Source organism: Actinomadura parmotrematis (assembly GCF_019458805.1).
GTDB classification, from domain to species: Bacteria; Actinomycetota; Actinomycetes; order Streptosporangiales; family Streptosporangiaceae; genus Spirillospora; species Spirillospora parmotrematis.
Map to the genome: position 1 here is coordinate 38,258 of NZ_JAIBOA010000009.1, position 14,585 is coordinate 52,842.

The 14,585-nt window shown below is 74.8% G+C and carries 16 protein-coding genes; 1 reads left to right on the forward strand and 15 read right to left on the reverse strand.

Translation table 11 applies throughout. The annotated features are described in order from the left end of the window. Positions 1–113: 113 nt before the first annotated feature. Complete coding sequence (locus K1Y72_RS15480) at positions 114–680, reverse strand: RBBP9/YdeN family alpha/beta hydrolase (RefSeq protein ID WP_220167028.1); 567 nt, start codon at positions 678–680, stop codon at positions 114–116. A gap of 136 nt (positions 681–816) precedes the next feature. Between K1Y72_RS15480 and K1Y72_RS15485 the strand changes: the two genes are divergently transcribed. After that, entirely contained in the window at positions 817–1,926 is a 1,110-nt protein-coding gene (locus K1Y72_RS15485; protein WP_220167029.1) for a hypothetical protein, read from the forward strand. Between the two features lie 18 nt (positions 1,927–1,944). Here K1Y72_RS15485 and K1Y72_RS37160 read toward each other — a convergent pair whose 3' ends face one another. The 14 genes from K1Y72_RS37160 to K1Y72_RS15555 form a co-directional block, all read right to left on the reverse strand. Next, a complete protein-coding gene (locus K1Y72_RS37160; protein WP_220167030.1) occupies positions 1,945–2,934 on the reverse strand; it encodes a C39 family peptidase in 990 nt (329 codons plus the stop codon). A gap of 172 nt (positions 2,935–3,106) precedes the next feature. After that, positions 3,107–3,313, reverse strand: a complete 207-nt coding sequence (locus K1Y72_RS15495) for a hypothetical protein (RefSeq protein ID WP_220167031.1) — start codon at positions 3,311–3,313, stop codon at positions 3,107–3,109. A gap of 53 nt (positions 3,314–3,366) precedes the next feature. Then, positions 3,367–3,747, reverse strand: a complete 381-nt coding sequence (locus tag K1Y72_RS15500; protein WP_220167032.1) for an STAS domain-containing protein — start codon at positions 3,745–3,747, stop codon at positions 3,367–3,369. Further along, entirely contained in the window at positions 3,744–4,877 is a 1,134-nt protein-coding gene (locus K1Y72_RS15505) for a cobalamin B12-binding domain-containing protein (protein WP_308287096.1), read from the reverse strand. The genes K1Y72_RS15500 and K1Y72_RS15505 overlap by 4 nt, the downstream gene beginning before the upstream one ends. Beyond that, complete coding sequence (locus K1Y72_RS15510) at positions 4,874–6,553, reverse strand: PP2C family protein-serine/threonine phosphatase (RefSeq protein ID WP_308287097.1); 1,680 nt, start codon at positions 6,551–6,553, stop codon at positions 4,874–4,876. The genes K1Y72_RS15505 and K1Y72_RS15510 overlap by 4 nt, the downstream gene beginning before the upstream one ends. A 188-nt stretch (positions 6,554–6,741) precedes the next feature. Continuing rightward, complete coding sequence (locus K1Y72_RS15515) at positions 6,742–7,146, reverse strand: STAS domain-containing protein (RefSeq protein ID WP_220167034.1); 405 nt, start codon at positions 7,144–7,146, stop codon at positions 6,742–6,744. Positions 7,147–7,336: 190 nt separating this feature from the next. Continuing rightward, complete coding sequence (pgm, locus tag K1Y72_RS15520) at positions 7,337–8,980, reverse strand: phosphoglucomutase (alpha-D-glucose-1,6-bisphosphate-dependent) (RefSeq protein ID WP_220167035.1); 1,644 nt, start codon at positions 8,978–8,980, stop codon at positions 7,337–7,339. A gap of 89 nt (positions 8,981–9,069) precedes the next feature. Then, positions 9,070–10,368 (reverse strand): glycoside hydrolase family protein, encoded by a 1,299-nt coding sequence (locus tag K1Y72_RS15525; protein ID WP_220167036.1) that lies wholly within the window; start codon positions 10,366–10,368, stop codon positions 9,070–9,072. 116 nt (positions 10,369–10,484) lie between these two features. Beyond that, the gene (locus K1Y72_RS15530; protein ID WP_220167037.1) at positions 10,485–10,928 is read right to left on the reverse strand and encodes a winged helix-turn-helix transcriptional regulator; all 444 of its coding nucleotides are present in this window, start codon (positions 10,926–10,928) and stop codon (positions 10,485–10,487) included. A gap of 27 nt (positions 10,929–10,955) precedes the next feature. Further along, on the reverse strand, positions 10,956–12,119 hold the full coding sequence (locus K1Y72_RS15535) for a thiolase family protein (RefSeq protein ID WP_220167038.1): 1,164 nt from the start codon (positions 12,117–12,119) through the stop codon (positions 10,956–10,958). A 612-nt stretch (positions 12,120–12,731) separates the two neighbouring features. Beyond that, positions 12,732–13,316: an alkaline shock response membrane anchor protein AmaP gene (amaP, locus tag K1Y72_RS15540; protein WP_220167039.1), complete on the reverse strand. Its 585-nt coding sequence runs from the start codon at positions 13,314–13,316 to the stop codon at positions 12,732–12,734. A gap of 2 nt (positions 13,317–13,318) precedes the next feature. Then, positions 13,319–13,954 carry a DUF6286 domain-containing protein gene (locus K1Y72_RS15545; RefSeq protein ID WP_220167040.1) on the reverse strand — a complete coding sequence of 212 codons (636 nt, stop codon included), beginning with the start codon at positions 13,952–13,954 and terminating at the stop codon, positions 13,319–13,321. Then, the gene (locus K1Y72_RS15550; protein WP_220167041.1) at positions 13,954–14,340 is read right to left on the reverse strand and encodes an Asp23/Gls24 family envelope stress response protein; all 387 of its coding nucleotides are present in this window, start codon (positions 14,338–14,340) and stop codon (positions 13,954–13,956) included. Before K1Y72_RS15550 ends, K1Y72_RS15545 begins: the two co-directional genes overlap by 1 nt. Beyond that, a complete protein-coding gene (locus tag K1Y72_RS15555; protein ID WP_220167042.1) occupies positions 14,337–14,534 on the reverse strand; it encodes a hypothetical protein in 198 nt (65 codons plus the stop codon). The genes K1Y72_RS15550 and K1Y72_RS15555 overlap by 4 nt, the downstream gene beginning before the upstream one ends. Positions 14,535–14,585 lie beyond the last annotated feature (51 nt).

The following is a 14,585-nucleotide window of genomic DNA, read 5'->3' on the forward strand; positions in this document are numbered from 1 at the left end:
AGTGGCCAACACGCCGCATCTCGACGGGCGACGACCGGGTGGTCATCGTTCGGCGGGGGGCGGGGAGTGGGCCCGGTGGGGCCGGTGTGATCAAGAACATGTCCCCGGGCGGGTCAGCCGAGGGCGGCGGCCAGGGCCTCGGGGAGTTGCGTCACGCCCTCGTCGGCGAGGAAGTGGCCCGCCCCGGGGACGATCCGCGCGGCGACGCCGAGCCGTTCGGCGAGCCGGTCGGTGAGGGCGGTCGGCACGGCCGCGTCCGCGTCGGACCGCAGCACCGCGAGGCGGTCCACGCGGTCCGCGAGGTCGGTGACGTCGCAGCCGTCGCCGATGAAGGAGTCCAGCTCCGGCAGGGCGGGCAGCCGGTCGGTGAACCCGGCGACCAGCACGAGGGCGTCCAGCCGCCAGGGCTCCCGGAGCGAGCGCAGGTGCCGCAGCACCGCCAGGCAGCCGAGGCTGTGCGCGACGACGATCGCGCCCTCGCCGGGGACGCCGACCGCCGCGTCCACCGCCTTGGCCCACCGGGCGGGATCGGGGGCGAGCGGGTCGGGCAGCGCCGGGACGGCCGTCCGGACGCCCGCCTCGCCGAGCCGGGCGGCGAGCCACCCGAACCAGTGGTCGCCGGGAGTCGCGCCGTAGCCGTGGATGATCGTCGCTTGCCGCGAGGGCGTTCCGTCCGCCATGGACCGGACGCTAGACCCTCACACGGATGTCAGGGTCACGACTTTCCGGGACGATCAGCCCGAATCCCTGACAAGATCGACCAGCGCGGCCCGCCCGCCGCGCGGACCGGACCGTTCTCGACCGCCGAGGGGACCCGTGCGGCGCTTGCTGATCCTCATCTCCGGCCTGGCCCTGCTGGCCGGCCTCGCCCGCGCCCTGCGCCGCACGCCGGACGCGCCGCCGCAGGCGGACGCCGACCGCCCGCCGCCGCCCCGCTACCGGCTGGTCCAGGCGGCGCCGCAGCGCGCGCCGGCCCCGCCCGCCCCGCCCCGGCGCGCCGGCGGGACGGTCCCGCGCATCCTCGTCGGCCTCGTCCTCGCCGCCCTGGGCACGAGCTGCGCACTGATCGCGCACCAGCGGTACGAGGACGCCGCGCCGCCGATGCCGAACCCCGGAGCGGGCGGGCGACTGGGCGTGGTGGCACCCGACCTGCCGCTGGACGTCCGGCTGACCGTCTCCCCCTTCTCCCCCGCGCCGGACGCCTTCCCCGGCGAGGCGGACTTCCCCGAGCGCGCGTCGGACGTGCTGACCAGGATGGATGTCACGCTGACGGTGACGAGGAAGCGGGCGGTGAAGAGCTGCGAGACGCTCTTCCTCGGCTTCGACGACGTCACCGCCCCCGAGCACCACGGCGTCCGGGCCGTCACGGCCGCGACCTCCCGGACGGTCGAGCCGAGGAGGGGACTGACGCCCGTGCGGGCGTGCCCGGCCGGCGGAACCGGGACCAGGGCGAACGTCGCCCTGTCGTGGATCGCGCGACGGAGCTCGGCGAACGTGTCCGGGTTCCGGGCGGCCGTCGCCACCCCCGCGATCGGCGTGTCCACGGCGGCCGACTGGCGCGCCTTCACCCGCCTAGCCCGGCGCGACGCCCCTCTGGACCTCGTCAGGGCCGGCGGCGGAATCGATCTCCTCGACGCGTCGGTCACGATCGGCGTCGCGCCGCTGCCGCTCGGCACCCGCGTCGAGAGCGCCGGCTGGACGCCCGCGGCGCCGAGCACGGTCTCGGCGACCGGGATCGCGTGGCGGTCGAAGGCGATGGGCTCCGCCCTCGAACAGCGGGTGGCCGTCGTCCGCCTCCAGGGCGAGGAGGACGCGCGCCGCGCGCTGCTCCTCGCCGGGATCCTCGGCGGCCTCGCCGCCGGGCTGCTGCCCTGGGCCGGGTTCCTGCTGCTCGACGCCGCCCTGTCCCGCCGCCGCGCCGGCTAGCGCGGCGGCGGGCGCCGGTCACTTGGCGGCGAAGACCATGTCGTCGTCGATGTACTGGGACGCCGTCGAGGCGTGGATGAGCTGCGGGACGGTGATGTTGTGGTCACCGCCGCGCGCCGGGTCCCAGGCGGTGAAGCGGCCGACGACGAGGCCGCCGTTCAGGTTCGTGTCGGTCGAGGTGCGGGTGGCGGCGAAGCCGTGCAGCAGGATGTAGTGGCGCACCTTGGTGCCGGTCGGGTTGCTCGACCAGGGCAGCTTGGACGGGTCCACCAGGTAGACGACGGGGTTGCCGGCGGTGATCGAGCGGTGGATCTGCCGGAACGCCAGCTCGCTGGACTGCCCGACCGGCGCGAAGTCGTACACGTGGTACTTGGCCGTGCCGGACGGCTTGTACCTGTTCAGCACGTTGTCGAGGTAGCCGGGGTTGGTGAACCCGAGCTGGTTGGTGTGCAGGTTGCTCTTGTTCGCCAGGGTGTCCTGGGTCGGCGCCGAACCCTTGATCGTCCGCAGTGCCGCCTGGACGGTGGCCGGGCCGCAGTACTTCGCCGAGTTCTCCTGCTTCTTGGCCGACAGGTGGGTGCCGCGCACGACCATGCCCGCGACGCGGTGCCCGGAGATCGTGACGGTGCCGGTGCCGTTCTGCACGACGCGGTTGGCGTTCAGCCACGCCGAGTCGCACTGCTTGCCCGCGCCGGACGCGAGCGTCGCCGAGCAGGTCGGCGCGCTCAGGTTGTGCGACCGGCCGGGCACCTTCAGGTAGACCGCGGCCGCCACCTTCCGCTTGGCCTTGGTCGAGACCCGGGTGACGACGCGGACCTTGCTGTAGGCGCTGTTGTACTGGAGGCAGGTGGTGTAGGTGACCTTGCTGTAGGTGCGCGCGCTCGTGCAGGTCTCGTGGGCGGCGCCGCTCCGGCCGCTCCAGCTCGCCGCCTCGGCGGGCGCCGCGAGCAGCAGGGGGACGGCGAAGGCGGCGACGGCCGCCGGGACGAGCAGGGTCGAGGTTCGCACGGTGCGCTCCCGGGGAGAGTCGATCATGGTGCGGCCACGCTAGCCCTACATGATCGTTTCCCGCTCGGCCGCCGGTCGCGCCGCCACGGCCTCCGGCCTGCGCTTTCCCGCTTCCCGCCGGGATGCCGCCACCGAGATCGTCCAGTTGCGGCCAGCGCGGCCGCGGGCGCCGCTACGCCTGCGCGGGCGACTCGGCCTCGGCCGGTTCGGCGGCGGGATCGGCCGGCCGGCGGGCCGGCTCGCGGAGGGTGTTGACGTAGGCGAGGCCCGCCGTCACGAAGAACAGGCCGACGACGAGCGGCCGCCACGTCGGGACGAGCACGAGGACGGTCAGTCCGAGCGCGGCCGCGGCGAGCAGGGGAAGCGTGGTGCGCGACATACCTCGGGGATGCCCGCCCGGCGGGATTCAAACGTCGGCGCCGCGGCCCGTCGCTACGGGCGGCCGTTCCGCGCGGGGTCGGCGTCGGCGGCCTCCGGCGGCGCCCCGGCGAGGTGCTCCAGCGTCCCGGTGACGTCGAGCAGGCGGTCCAGGGCCGCCGGGCGGGCGTCCAGGTGCAGGCGGACGCGGGCGCGGGCGGCGCGGCGGCGCAGGGTGAGCAGGACCGCGAGGCCGGCGGAGTCGCAGCCGGCGAGGCCGCCGCAGTCCAGGCGCAGGTCGGTGAGGCCGGGCCGCTCGCGCAGCAGGCGGGTCACGCCGTCCAGCAGGCCGTCGGCGGTCACGAAGTCCAGGTCGCCGCTCAGCTCGACCCGCAGGGTGCGCTCGTCGACGGTGACCGGGACCAGGGTCAGCGGTCCGGGGTGTGCAGCGGTCATGCGGTCTTTCCGGGGCCGGGGAAATGGACATTGGACGCGTGGTGGGGCGATTCTCCCATCCGCGCGAACCAGCCCGGGTCGGCGCCCGCCAGCATGGCGTGGGCGTCGCCGATGAGGCGGGCCGCGCGCGGGAAGTCGTCCAGCCGCTCGCCGAGCAGGTCCAGCGCCGGCAGCAGGCTGCGGGCGGGCACCCCGCGCGCGGTGAGGATACCGCCCGTCCAGCCCATGAAGCCCGTGAACAGCGCGGAGTCGTCGACGTAGAGCGCCACGCCGAGGAAGTCCACGATGTGCGCGACGTCCTCGGCGGTGTGCCGGCGCTGCTCGGGCGTGTAGTCGGCCATCGCGGGGAACCGGTCGGCCAGGCCGGCCATCACCTCGCGGACGAGCTGCCGCGCCGACCGGGCGATCAGGGTGTACTCCTGGTCGCCCAGGTGCGGCAGGTCGTCGATCGGCTGGTGCGGCGCGGCCGGGTGCTCCAGGGGTTCGCCCAGCAGCCGCTCGGACGCGGCGCGGGCGTCGGGGGCCCAGGCGTCCGCGCCGAGCTTGAACGCGTAGCGGCCGTCCGGGCCGAACGCGGCGCCGCCCGCGATGACGGGCGTCCCGGTGGCCTGGCAGGCGGTGATGGCGGCGTGCGCGGTGGGCAGCCGCGTCGCGATGGAGCTGGACAGCGCGACCGCCTGCGGGCCGTACCGGTGCAGGTGGGTGATCAGGTGCTCGGTGGGGACCTGCGCGCCGAGGTAGTCGACCCGCCAGCCGCGGAGCCGCAGCACCTCGGCGAGCAGCCGCGCGGGCAGCGCGTGCCACTCGCCGTCGATGCAGGCGACCGCGACGTGCCCGGCGGGCTCGGCGGCCGCGACCGCCGCCCGGACGGCCGGGTGGTGCGCGGTCGCCGCGATGACCCGCTCGTTGATCGCGGTGGCGGTGTGCTCCTGCGCCACGCTGATCCGGTTCGCGGCCCACTCGCGCCCGACCCGGCCCTGCACGGGCGCGATCACGTCCAGCAGCAGCGCCTCGGGGTCGGTGCCGCCGTCCAGCAGCCCGATCGCGCTGTCCACGGCGGCGTACTCGTCGCCCCGGGACGCGGCCTCCCACAACTTGTCGATCCACGGTGCCAGCTCGGCGGACGTCACTGGGTGAACCTCCCCGGTCCGTGGCCGCCGACGGCGCTGAGGTGCGCGCCGCGGGGCGCGCTGACGGCGACGACGGCCATGTCGTCGTGGTACCCCCCGCCGACCCATTCGGCGGCGAGCATCTGCACGCGCTCGGCGAGCGCCTCGGGCGGCATCCCCGCGCAGTCGGCGAGCTCGCGCCGCAGCCGCTCCTCGCCGAACAGCTCGCCGCCGAGCGGGCCGCCCTTGGCCTCGGTGATGCCGTCGGTGTAGAGCAGGCACGTCTCGCCCGGGTCGAGCGCGACCTCCACGGGGTTGCAGACGATCTCGTCCAGCGCGCCGATCAGGGTGCCCTTGGAGATCACCCGCTCGACCGTGCCGTCCGCCCGCACCACCAGCGGCGGCGGGTGCCCGGCGCCGGTCAGCCGGATGCGGACGCGGCCGCCGGCGCGGCGCACCGAGGCCAGCACGAGGGTGACGAAGCGGGTCTGGTCGCCGCCGAGCAGCACGCCGTTCAGCAGCTCCAGGACGCGCCGGTGATCGCCCGCCATGGGCAGCAGCGCCTGCAGCGTGGTGCGGATCTTGCCGGTGAGGACGGCCGCCTCCAGGCCCTTGCCGCACACGTCGCCGAGGACGACCAGGGACTCCTCGCCGCTCGCGCCGGGGTGCACGTCGTAGAAGTCGCCGCCGACGCGCTCGCCGTCGCCCGACGGCCGGTAGCGCGCGGCGAGCTCCACGCCCTCCAGGTGGTGCACCTGCGGCGGCAGCAGCTCGCGCATGAGCATCTCGGTGACCTGCGACTGCTCGGCGTAGAGCCGCGCCGCCGACATCGCGGCGCCGGCGCGGGCGGCGAACAGCCGGGCGAAGACCTCCTCGCCCTCGGAGAACGACCGCCCGTCCGAGCGGCGCAGCAGCACCAGGGCGCCGGCCGGGACGCCGTGGCCGGGCAGCGAGGTGACGACGAGCGAGCCGAGGTCGCCGAGACCCTCGCGGGCGAGCCAGCCGGGCGCCGTGGCCGGGTCGATCCAGCGCGAGGGCATCGGCGGGAACCCCTGGAGCGCCTCGGCGAGGCCGGGCACGTCCGCGGGCTCGACGGCGAGCTCCTCGCGGACGATCGCGCCGTCCGGGCCGCAGTAGGCGACCGGGTGGCGGCGGCCGACCGGCGGGACGATGACGAGGGCGGCGTCGGCGAGGTGCCGGGCGGCGAGCCGCGCGGTGACCTCCATGCAGCGGTCGAGGTTCAGCGACGACAGCAGCTCGGTGGACGCCTCCGACAGGAACTCGGTGCGGCTCCGCTCGATCCGCAGCGCCTCGCTGAGGCGCCGCTGGTCGGTGTCGTCGACGAGCCACCAGACGGTGTCGCCGCCGTCGCGGCCGGCCGGGTGCGCGGCGAAGGTGCGCTCGCCCACGGTGCCGTGGACGCGCTCGCGGGCGGCCGCGCCGTCCACGCCCTCCGTCCCGCGCGCGTGGGCGCGGGCGAGCCAGGGCGGCGCGGCATCGGCCAGCGCGACCCCGGGGGCCGCGGCGGCGAACAGCAGGCGCGCCGCGTCGTTGGCGTGGCGGATCACGCCGGCGGCGTCGGCCACCAGCATCGGGTACGGGGCGGCGTCAAGCAGGTCGCCGCCGCGTTCGCGGGCGACCTCGCGCGGATGCCTCAGCGGACCGTCCACATACGTCCGGCCGGGACCGGACCTCACCTCTCCTCATGCTCGGCTCGTGCTTCGGATCGTGCTTCGGATCTCGGCGCGTCCCCCGGTACGCCCTCCTGTCCACTGTAGACCCGAGTCGCACGATGGCCACCTGGGACAAGAGGACGGCGCCGCGGCGCCGGGACCGCGAGGACGTTTCGCGTCCGACCGGTGCCGGGCGGGCGCCGGGGCGGCGGTCAGGACGCGGCGGTCAGGCCCGCGCCGCTTTGGTGGTCGGCGGTGATGTGGCCGGCGAGGCCGGTGCGGTCGAGCAGGTCGCGGACCTGGCCGGCCATGCCGACCGCCGTGAGCGAGCCGCCCGCGCCGTGCAGCCGCTTCCAGACGAGGATGATGGCGCGCAGCCCCATGGAGTCGCAGAAGGTGACGCCGGACAGGTCCAGCACGACCGCGCCGGCGCGGGCCGCGGGGACCGCGGCCGCGAGCCAGGCGGTGAGCAGGACGGCGGTCTCGTCGTCGAGCTCGCCGGTCAGCGCCACGCGGACGCGGCCGGCGTCCGTGCCGCCGGTGATCTGCAACCGGTCCGCCGCGGACGATCCGTAGCGTCCCAGTTCCCGCCCGCCGTGAAGCTGCTCGCTGTCCATTCGACCCACCCCTGTCGAGACAGTGGTTTCCCCGGTGAGCGCGCGGCTAACCGTCGGAATCCGTCATGACACATCCCGGCAGGGCCGTTCCGCGGCGAGGCGGCGCCGGCCGTCCAGCACCCGACATTCATATCGTGCCGGACGCCCGGCGTGTGCCATCCGCACCGTTACAGGTCGCTGTCACCGTTCGTCACGCCAGCGCGTCGGCGACCAGGGCGCGGGCCTCCTCCTGCACGGCCGCCAGGTGGTCGGGGCCCCGGAACGACTCGGCGTAGATCTTGTAGACGTCCTCGGTGCCGGACGGCCGGGCCGCGAACCAGGCCGACTCCGTGGTCACCTTGAGGCCGCCGATGGGGGCGTCGTTGCCGGGCGCCCTGGTCAGGACGCCGGTGATGGGCTCCCCGGCGAGGGCGTCGGCGGTCACCTGGTCCGCCGACAGCCCCTTCAGGACGGCCTTCTCGTCGGGCGTGGCGGGCGCGTCCACGCGGGCGTAGGCGGGGTCGCCGTACTTTTCGGTGAGATGTGCATAGCGCTGGGAGGGGGTCTCCCCTGTCACGGCGGTGATCTCCGAGGCGAGCAGGGCGAGGATGATGCCATCCTTGTCGGTCGTCCAGGCGCCGCCGTCGCGGCGCAGGAACGAGGCGCCCGCGCTCTCCTCGCCGCCGAAGGCGACCGAGCCGTCGAGCAGCCCGGGGACGAACCACTTGAAACCGACCGGGACCTCCAGCAGCCGGCGGCCGAGCCCGGCCGCCACCCGGTCGATCATCGCGCTGGACACCAGCGTCTTGCCGACCGCGGCGCCCGCCGGCCAGTCCGCGCGGTGCTCGTACAGGTAGGCGATGGCGGCGGACAGGAAGTGGTTGGGGTTCATCAGCCCGGCGTCGGGGGTGACGACGCCGTGCCGGTCGGAGTCGGCGTCGTTGCCGGTGGCGATGTCGTACTCGGTGCGCCGGTCGATGAGCGAGGCCATCGCGTACGGCGACGAGCAGTCCATCCGGATCTTGCCGTCCCAGTCCAGCGCCATGAACCGCCAGGTCGGGTCGGTGGCCGGGTTGACGACGGTGATGTTGAGGGCGTGCCGGTCGGCGATCTCGGCCCAGTAGGCGACGCTCGCGCCGCCGAGCGGGTCGGCGCCGATCCGCACGCCCGCCGAGCGGATCGCGTCGAGGTCGACGACGGCCGGCAGGTCGTCCACGTAGGCGCCGAGGAAGTCGTAGCGGCCGGCGGCGGCGAGCGCGCGGGCGTAGGGGACGCGGCGCACGTCCTTCAGCCCGCCCTTGATGATCTCGTTGGCGCGGTCCTGGATCCAGCCGGTCGCGTCGGTGCCGGCGGGGCCGCCGTCCGGCGGGTTGTACTTGAAGCCGCCGTCGCGCGGCGGGTTGTGCGAGGGGGTGACGACGATGCCGTCGGCGCGCCCCGTGTTACGACCCGCGTCGCGGTTCCGGTTGTGGGTGAGGATCGCGTGCGAGACGGCCGGGGTGGGCGTGAACCCGTCGCGGGCGTCGATGAGGAAGGCGACGTCGTTGGCGGCGAGCACCTCCAGCGCCGACGCGGTCGCGGGCGCCGACAGGGCGTGCGTGTCGGCGCCGAGGAACAGCGGCCCGGTGACGCCCTGCCCGGCGCGGTACTCGCAGATGGCCTGGGTGGTGGCGAGGATGTGGTCCTCGTTGAACGCCGCGTCCAGCGCCGAGCCGCGGTGCCCCGAGGTGCCGAACGCGACGCGCTGCGCGGGCTCGGACGGGTCGGGCCGCAGGCTGTAGTAGGCGGTGACGAGGCCGGGCACGTCGACCAGGTCGCTCTGCTCGGCGGGCTTGCCGGCGCGCGCGTCCACCATCGGGTCTCTCCTTCGGGTCACGGATCCCCGTCGTCATGCCCGGCGGCGAACGGGAGATACGTCCCTTGAACAGCTTTTTCCGTGGTTCGTCACCAGTTCACCCACCGGACCTCGTAGGGGCCGAGGTCCATCTTGGCGCCGCCGACGACGGAGGACGCGGCTTTCGCGCTCGTGTTGACGGCGAGCAGCTGCCGCTTCTGCCCGAGCACGCGCACGGCGGCATTGGAGGAGGTGACGGGAGTCAGCGGCGTCCCGGGCGGGAACCAGCGGGCGAAGTTCTGGAGCATCGTCAGGGTCGGCGTGGGCGCGCCGCCCGCGTCCGGTCCCGTCCATAGGCATCCCTTGCATTCGGCCGCGCCGGTCTGCGGGCTCCAGTAGAACGCCGCCGCCGCGCCGCCCTGGACGAACTGCATCATCGCCGCCGCCTGCACGGCGCCGAGGTGCTCGTCCGTCCAGCTCGTCCCCTCGGGCTGGACGTACCACTCGGCCCACCAGACGGGTAGCCTTCCCTGACTCTGGGCGTTCAGCCACTTGGTGACGGCGGCGAACTTGGCGAGGGCGGCGAACTCGTCGGTCGCGACGCCGGTCTGCTCGGGCAGCGAGCTGCCGTCCACGGCGAGGAAATCGGCGCCGGCCTTGTGCTGGAGCCAGTAGGCGACGGCGTCCAGGGACCGCTGGTCCACGCTCCCCCAGGGGCCGCTGACGGCGGTGACAGGGCCTTTGCCGGGGGCGTTGCTGTTCATCGGCAGGTAGGGGCCGCCGACCTGGATGCGCGGGTTCACCTGCTTCAGCGCCGCGTAGACCTTGTTGTAGAGGGCGGTGTAGCCCGCGTAGTCCCAGGTGCCGGCCTTCTCGTCGAAGAAGCCCTTGAACTCGTTCCACACCAGGTAGTGGCGGACGTCCGGGTAGCGGCGGGCCACCTGGGCGGCGAGCGCGGCGAAGTCGTCGTAGCGGGCGGCGGTCGGGGCGGTCTCCAGCTTCGCCCAGTCGGTCGTCCCGGCGGCGCCGCCCTTCATCCAGTCCGGCGAGCAGCAGAGCGTGATGACCGGGATGCCGCCGGTGTCGCGGACGAGCCGCACGCGGGCGTCCAGGCCGGCGAAGTCGTAGCGGCCGGGCGACGGCTCGGGGCTGTCCACGCCCCACCCCATGATCGCCTGGTTCTGCGCGATCGGGACGGCGCCGAGGCCCGTCCGGGCGGCGGCCCCCGCGCCGTCCGGCGTGACCTTGGTGTGCGTGAGGCCCCAGGACGGCGCCCTGGCCGCGTCCGGGGCGCCGGCGGCGGCGTCCCGGGCCGCGGGCCTGCCGTACGAGTGGAACGCGACGCCGGCCGGCACGGCCAGCAGGGCGACGAGCGCCGCCCACAACGTCACGCGAAGACGCCTGCCCACGGATCCTCCCCAGGGATCGGACTGTCACGGGGAGGATGCGCCGCGAAGCCGAAGGCGCGATGGAGGGGAGCTGAACGTTTCCTGACGATCACCGTGGGTGATCGTCGCGGGGTGCGTCAGGTGGCGGCGGGCTGCTCGTCCAGGATGGTGAGGCCCTCGCGGGCGGGCCGGCCGCAGTGCGCGCAGACCACCTCGGCCTCCAGCTGCTCGCCGCACGCGTGCCGGAACCGGACCGGCGGAGCGCCCGGGTTCAGGTGCCGGTCGCCCCACCGGCCGAGGACGAGCAGCACGTCGTTCAGCTCGGCGCCCTCGGGCGTCAGGTGGTACTCGTAGCGGTCGGGGTGCTCCTGGTAGCGCTCGCGGCGGACGATCCCCACCGCCTCCAGCTTGCGCAGGCGGGCGGTGAGGATGTCGCGGGACGCGCCGGTGTGGTAGGCGATGCCGTCGAAGCGGCGGACACCGCGGGCGATCTCGCGGAGGGCGAGCAGGCTCCAGCGCTCGCCGACGAGGTCGAGCGTGCCGGCGATCGAGCAGTGCCGCGGGTGGGCGTCCTTGGGCATGCTCCGAGCCTATCCGCCCGCCCGCCGCTACAGCCGTTCGATGATCGTGGCGTTGGCGAGGCCGCCCGCCTCGCACATGGTCTGCAGGCCGTAGCGGGCGCCGCGGTCCTCCAGGTTGTGCAGCAGGGTCGTCATGATGCGGGCGCCGGACGCGCCGAGCGGGTGCCCGATCGCGATCGCGCCGCCGCGCACGTTGACCCGCGCGTGGTCGGCGCCGGTCTCGCGCTCCCAGGCCAGCACGACGGGCGCGAACGCCTCGTTGACCTCGAACAGGTCGATGTCGGCCAGGGCGAGGCCGGCGCGGTCCAGCACCTTCGCGGTGGCGGGGATGATCGCGGTGAGCATCAGCAGCGGGTCGTCGCCGACGACCGCGAACGAGTGGAACCGGGCGCGCGGGCGCAGCCCGAGCCGCTCGGCGACGTCGCGGTCCATCACCAGGACGGCCGCCGCGCCGTCGTTGATCGGGGAGGCGTTGCCCGCGGTGATCCGCCAGCCGATCTCGGGGAACCGCTCGGCGTAGCGGTCGGCGTAGTAGGCGGGCTTCAGGCCGGCGAGGATCTCCGGGGTGGTGGACGGGCGGACGGTCTCGTCCGGGACGCCCGTCCAGGCGACCTCGCGGTCGAACTCGCCGTCCTTCCAGGCGCGGGCGGCGCGCTGGTGGGACTCGGCGGCGAACGCGTCGAGCTCGGCGCGCGGCAGGTCCCAGCGGGCGGCGATCAGCTCGGCGCTGATGCCCTGCCCGACCAGGCCCTCGGGGTAGCGGGCGGCGACGCCCGGCCCGAACGGGTCGCTGCCCGGCAGCACCGCCGCGCCCATCGGCACGCGCGACATCGACTCGACGCCGCAGGCGATCGCGACGTCGTAGGCACCGCTGATCACGCCCTGCGCGGCGAAGTGCAGGGCCTGCTGGGACGAGCCGCACTGGCGGTCCACGGTCGTGGCGGGCACGCTCTCGGGGAACCCGGCGGCGAGCACCGCGCTGCGGGTGGCGTTCAGCGCCTGGTCGCCCGCCTGGGTGACCACGCCGCCGATCACGTCGTCCACCAGCGCGGGATCGATCCCGGCCCGCTCCACGAGGGTCTTGAGGGTCCGGGCGAGCAGGTCCACGGGATGCTCCTCGTGCAGCGCCCCGCCCGGCTTGCCCTTGCCGACCGGCGTCCGGACGGCCTCGACGATCACGGCTTCGCGCACCGCGCCCACCTCCGTTGGTTTTTCCACCTGACTGCACCCCCGAGCATGCCACGTCAGTTGGAATTTACTACCCACAGGTAGCGTGACCCGCACCACAGACACCCGCGCCACCACGACCACCTGGTCACCCTTCGTCGACTTGCGGCGTGTTGCCCTATGGAAGCGCTCCCATGGGGCAACACGCCGCAAGTCAACGGGTGATGACCGGGTGGTCGTGGGGTGGACGCGGCTCGGGGCCGCGGCGGTGTGCGCCGCGGCCCCGGGTTTTCGGGTCTCTCAGTGGAAGGAACCCGTCATAGGAATCGGCAATCGGTCCTCCCGCGTGTCGAAGGGCTCCCTTGAGAGCCGCCCGTCGTGTCGGCGTCGGTCAAGCGGGGCCTCCTCCCCTCGACGTTCGGAGCGAACACCCATCACGCTAGACGCGGTTGCGGAGACTCCGGGCCTACCTCGCGCCAATATCGGACAAAGTCCGCGAGACGCCCGCCGAACCGCCCGCCCGGCCGCCCGTGACCGTCCGGTCATCGACGGTCGAGATGCGGCGTGTTGCGCACTTTGAAGATCGAAAGTGCGCAACACGCCGCATCTCGACGTGAGGTGGGCGGGTGGTCATGCTCAGGCGAGGGTGCGCTTGGAGTGATCCGGGCCGGAGACGAGGCGCAGGCGCACGACCGTCGGCAGGGAACGGCGCTCCAGCGCCGCGCAGAGGCGGGTGACCGCCTGGTCGGCGATGCCGAGCCGCAGGCCCTGGAGGTCGGCGCGGTCGTCGTAGGAGACGTTGAGGCGGAGCCGCGGGCGGTCGGCGGTGCCGACGAGGCGCGCGCTGGCGCTGTGCACCCCCGGGTACTCCTCGATCTCGTCCTCCAGCGCCTGCGTCACGGCCTTGCCGGACACGTTCGTGGCGCCGGCCGCGTCGTCGTCCTCCAGCGCCAGGCCGGGCAGGCGGTCCGAGCGCGACTGCGCGAGCAGCCAGGCGATCCCGATGAGCGCGAGCACGACCGCCCCGGCCGCGACCGCGTACCAGAACCAGCCGTGGCCCTCGGCGTAGGCGCGCATCCGGCCGGTGACGAGCGCGTCGTCGCGGAACCGGCGGCCGAAGGCGCCGAGGCCGCGGGCGAGGGCGATGCCGCCGCCGATCACGAGGGCGAGCCCGAGCAGCGTCAGCAGCGTCCGGTTGAGGCGGGCGGCGCGGCGGTCCATGGTCATTTCCTCCCGGAGACGGTGCGGGCCGACACCCGGCGCGCGGGCACCGGGCCGAGCTCGTCCACGCGGCGCTGCACGGCGGCGGCGACGCGCCGGTCGAGGTCGCCGGGCTCGCGGAGCGCGGTGCGGACGGTGACGACCATGGCGCGCCGCTTCAGCTTCACCCCGGCGACGCCGGTGACGCCGTCCACCTCCTCGGCGGCTGCGGACGCGGCGTGCTTCAGCCCGCCCTTGGTGATGCCGATCAGCAGGTTCGGGTCGTCGCCGTGCAGCGGGACGAGCCGCGGCCGGCCCGGCAGCAGCCCGGCCAGCAGGAACAGCAGGCCGGCGGCGATGACCACGCCGGCCATCGTGTACGCCCGCCAGTCGTTGTAGGCGATGCCCGCCAGCCAGTTCGTCAGCCGCTCGTAGGGCACCAGCTTCGCGGGCGACCCGGCCAGCGCCGAGATCGCCTCGATCGCGACGAGCACCCCGGCGGCGGTGAGCAGCACCGCGCCGATCAGCGACATCACGATGCGGCGCGGCCGGAACACCCGGCGGGCGCGCCGGTCGGCGGCGCCGCCTCCGCTGGGCGCCGCGTGCGCGGGCGCCGGCGCGGCGGGCGCCTGCGGGAGCCGCTCGGTCTGCGTCGCCATCACCGCACCCCCGCCGGTTCGCGCGCGGTGCGCTGCGCCGGGACGGCGCGCTCCAGCGCGGCGACCTCGACGTCCACCTGCCGGACGGTGAGGCCGGTCTGCCGCTCGATCTGCCGGCGGACGCGCTCGCGCACCTCGCGGGCGACGGCCCGCACCGGCGCCGGGTAGGCGACCGTCAGCTCGACGCGCGCGGTGACGATGTCGCCGCGCACGTGCACGTCGGTGTTGGCGGTGCCGGAGCCGCCCATCGGGACGCCGAGCACGCGGCGCTGCGCGCCCCCGGTCTCCTCGCACGTCCCGGCGGCGTACGCGGCGATCCGCGCGACCACCCGGTCGGCGATCGTCGTCGTGCCGCGGCCCGGACCGCTCAGCTCCGCCCCGCTCATGACTTCCTGTTCCCGCCGAAGGACGCGAACACCTCGCCCATGTCCAGCTCGCCGTCGACGACCCGGCCGACCAGGAAGCCGAGCGCGCCGAGCAGCAGCACGATCAGGAAGGCCCCGAACCCGCCGAACGCCCCGGCGAAGCCGACCGCCAGGCCGTACGCGAGCCCCACCAGGGACCACGTCTTTCCGCTCATCTCTGTCCCCCCTCTTCGGGCGCTCTCATTACCGGCGCCCTCGACGCGGGC

Excerpts from the sequence above, each read along its gene's own strand:
- K1Y72_RS15495 (WP_220167031.1), bottom strand. The coding sequence starts at position 3,313 with ATGTCGCGCACCACGCTTCCCCTGCTCGCCGCGGCCGCGCTCGGACTG.
- K1Y72_RS15530 (WP_220167037.1), bottom strand. The coding sequence starts at position 10,928 with ATGCCCAAGGACGCCCACCCGCGGCACTGCTCGATCGCCGGCACGCTC.
- K1Y72_RS15545 (WP_220167040.1), bottom strand. The coding sequence starts at position 13,954 with ATGGCGACGCAGACCGAGCGGCTCCCGCAGGCGCCCGCCGCGCCGGCG.
- K1Y72_RS15500 (WP_220167032.1), bottom strand. The coding sequence starts at position 3,747 with ATGACCGCTGCACACCCCGGACCGCTGACCCTGGTCCCGGTCACCGTC.
- K1Y72_RS15480 (WP_220167028.1), bottom strand. The coding sequence starts at position 680 with ATGGCGGACGGAACGCCCTCGCGGCAAGCGACGATCATCCACGGCTAC.
- pgm (WP_220167035.1), bottom strand. The coding sequence starts at position 8,980 with ATGGTGGACGCGCGCGCCGGCAAGCCCGCCGAGCAGAGCGACCTGGTC.
- amaP (WP_220167039.1), bottom strand. The coding sequence starts at position 13,316 with ATGGACCGCCGCGCCGCCCGCCTCAACCGGACGCTGCTGACGCTGCTC.
- K1Y72_RS15555 (WP_220167042.1), bottom strand. The coding sequence starts at position 14,534 with ATGAGCGGAAAGACGTGGTCCCTGGTGGGGCTCGCGTACGGCCTGGCG.
- K1Y72_RS15515 (WP_220167034.1), bottom strand. The coding sequence starts at position 7,146 with ATGGACAGCGAGCAGCTTCACGGCGGGCGGGAACTGGGACGCTACGGA.
- K1Y72_RS15550 (WP_220167041.1), bottom strand. The coding sequence starts at position 14,340 with ATGAGCGGGGCGGAGCTGAGCGGTCCGGGCCGCGGCACGACGACGATC.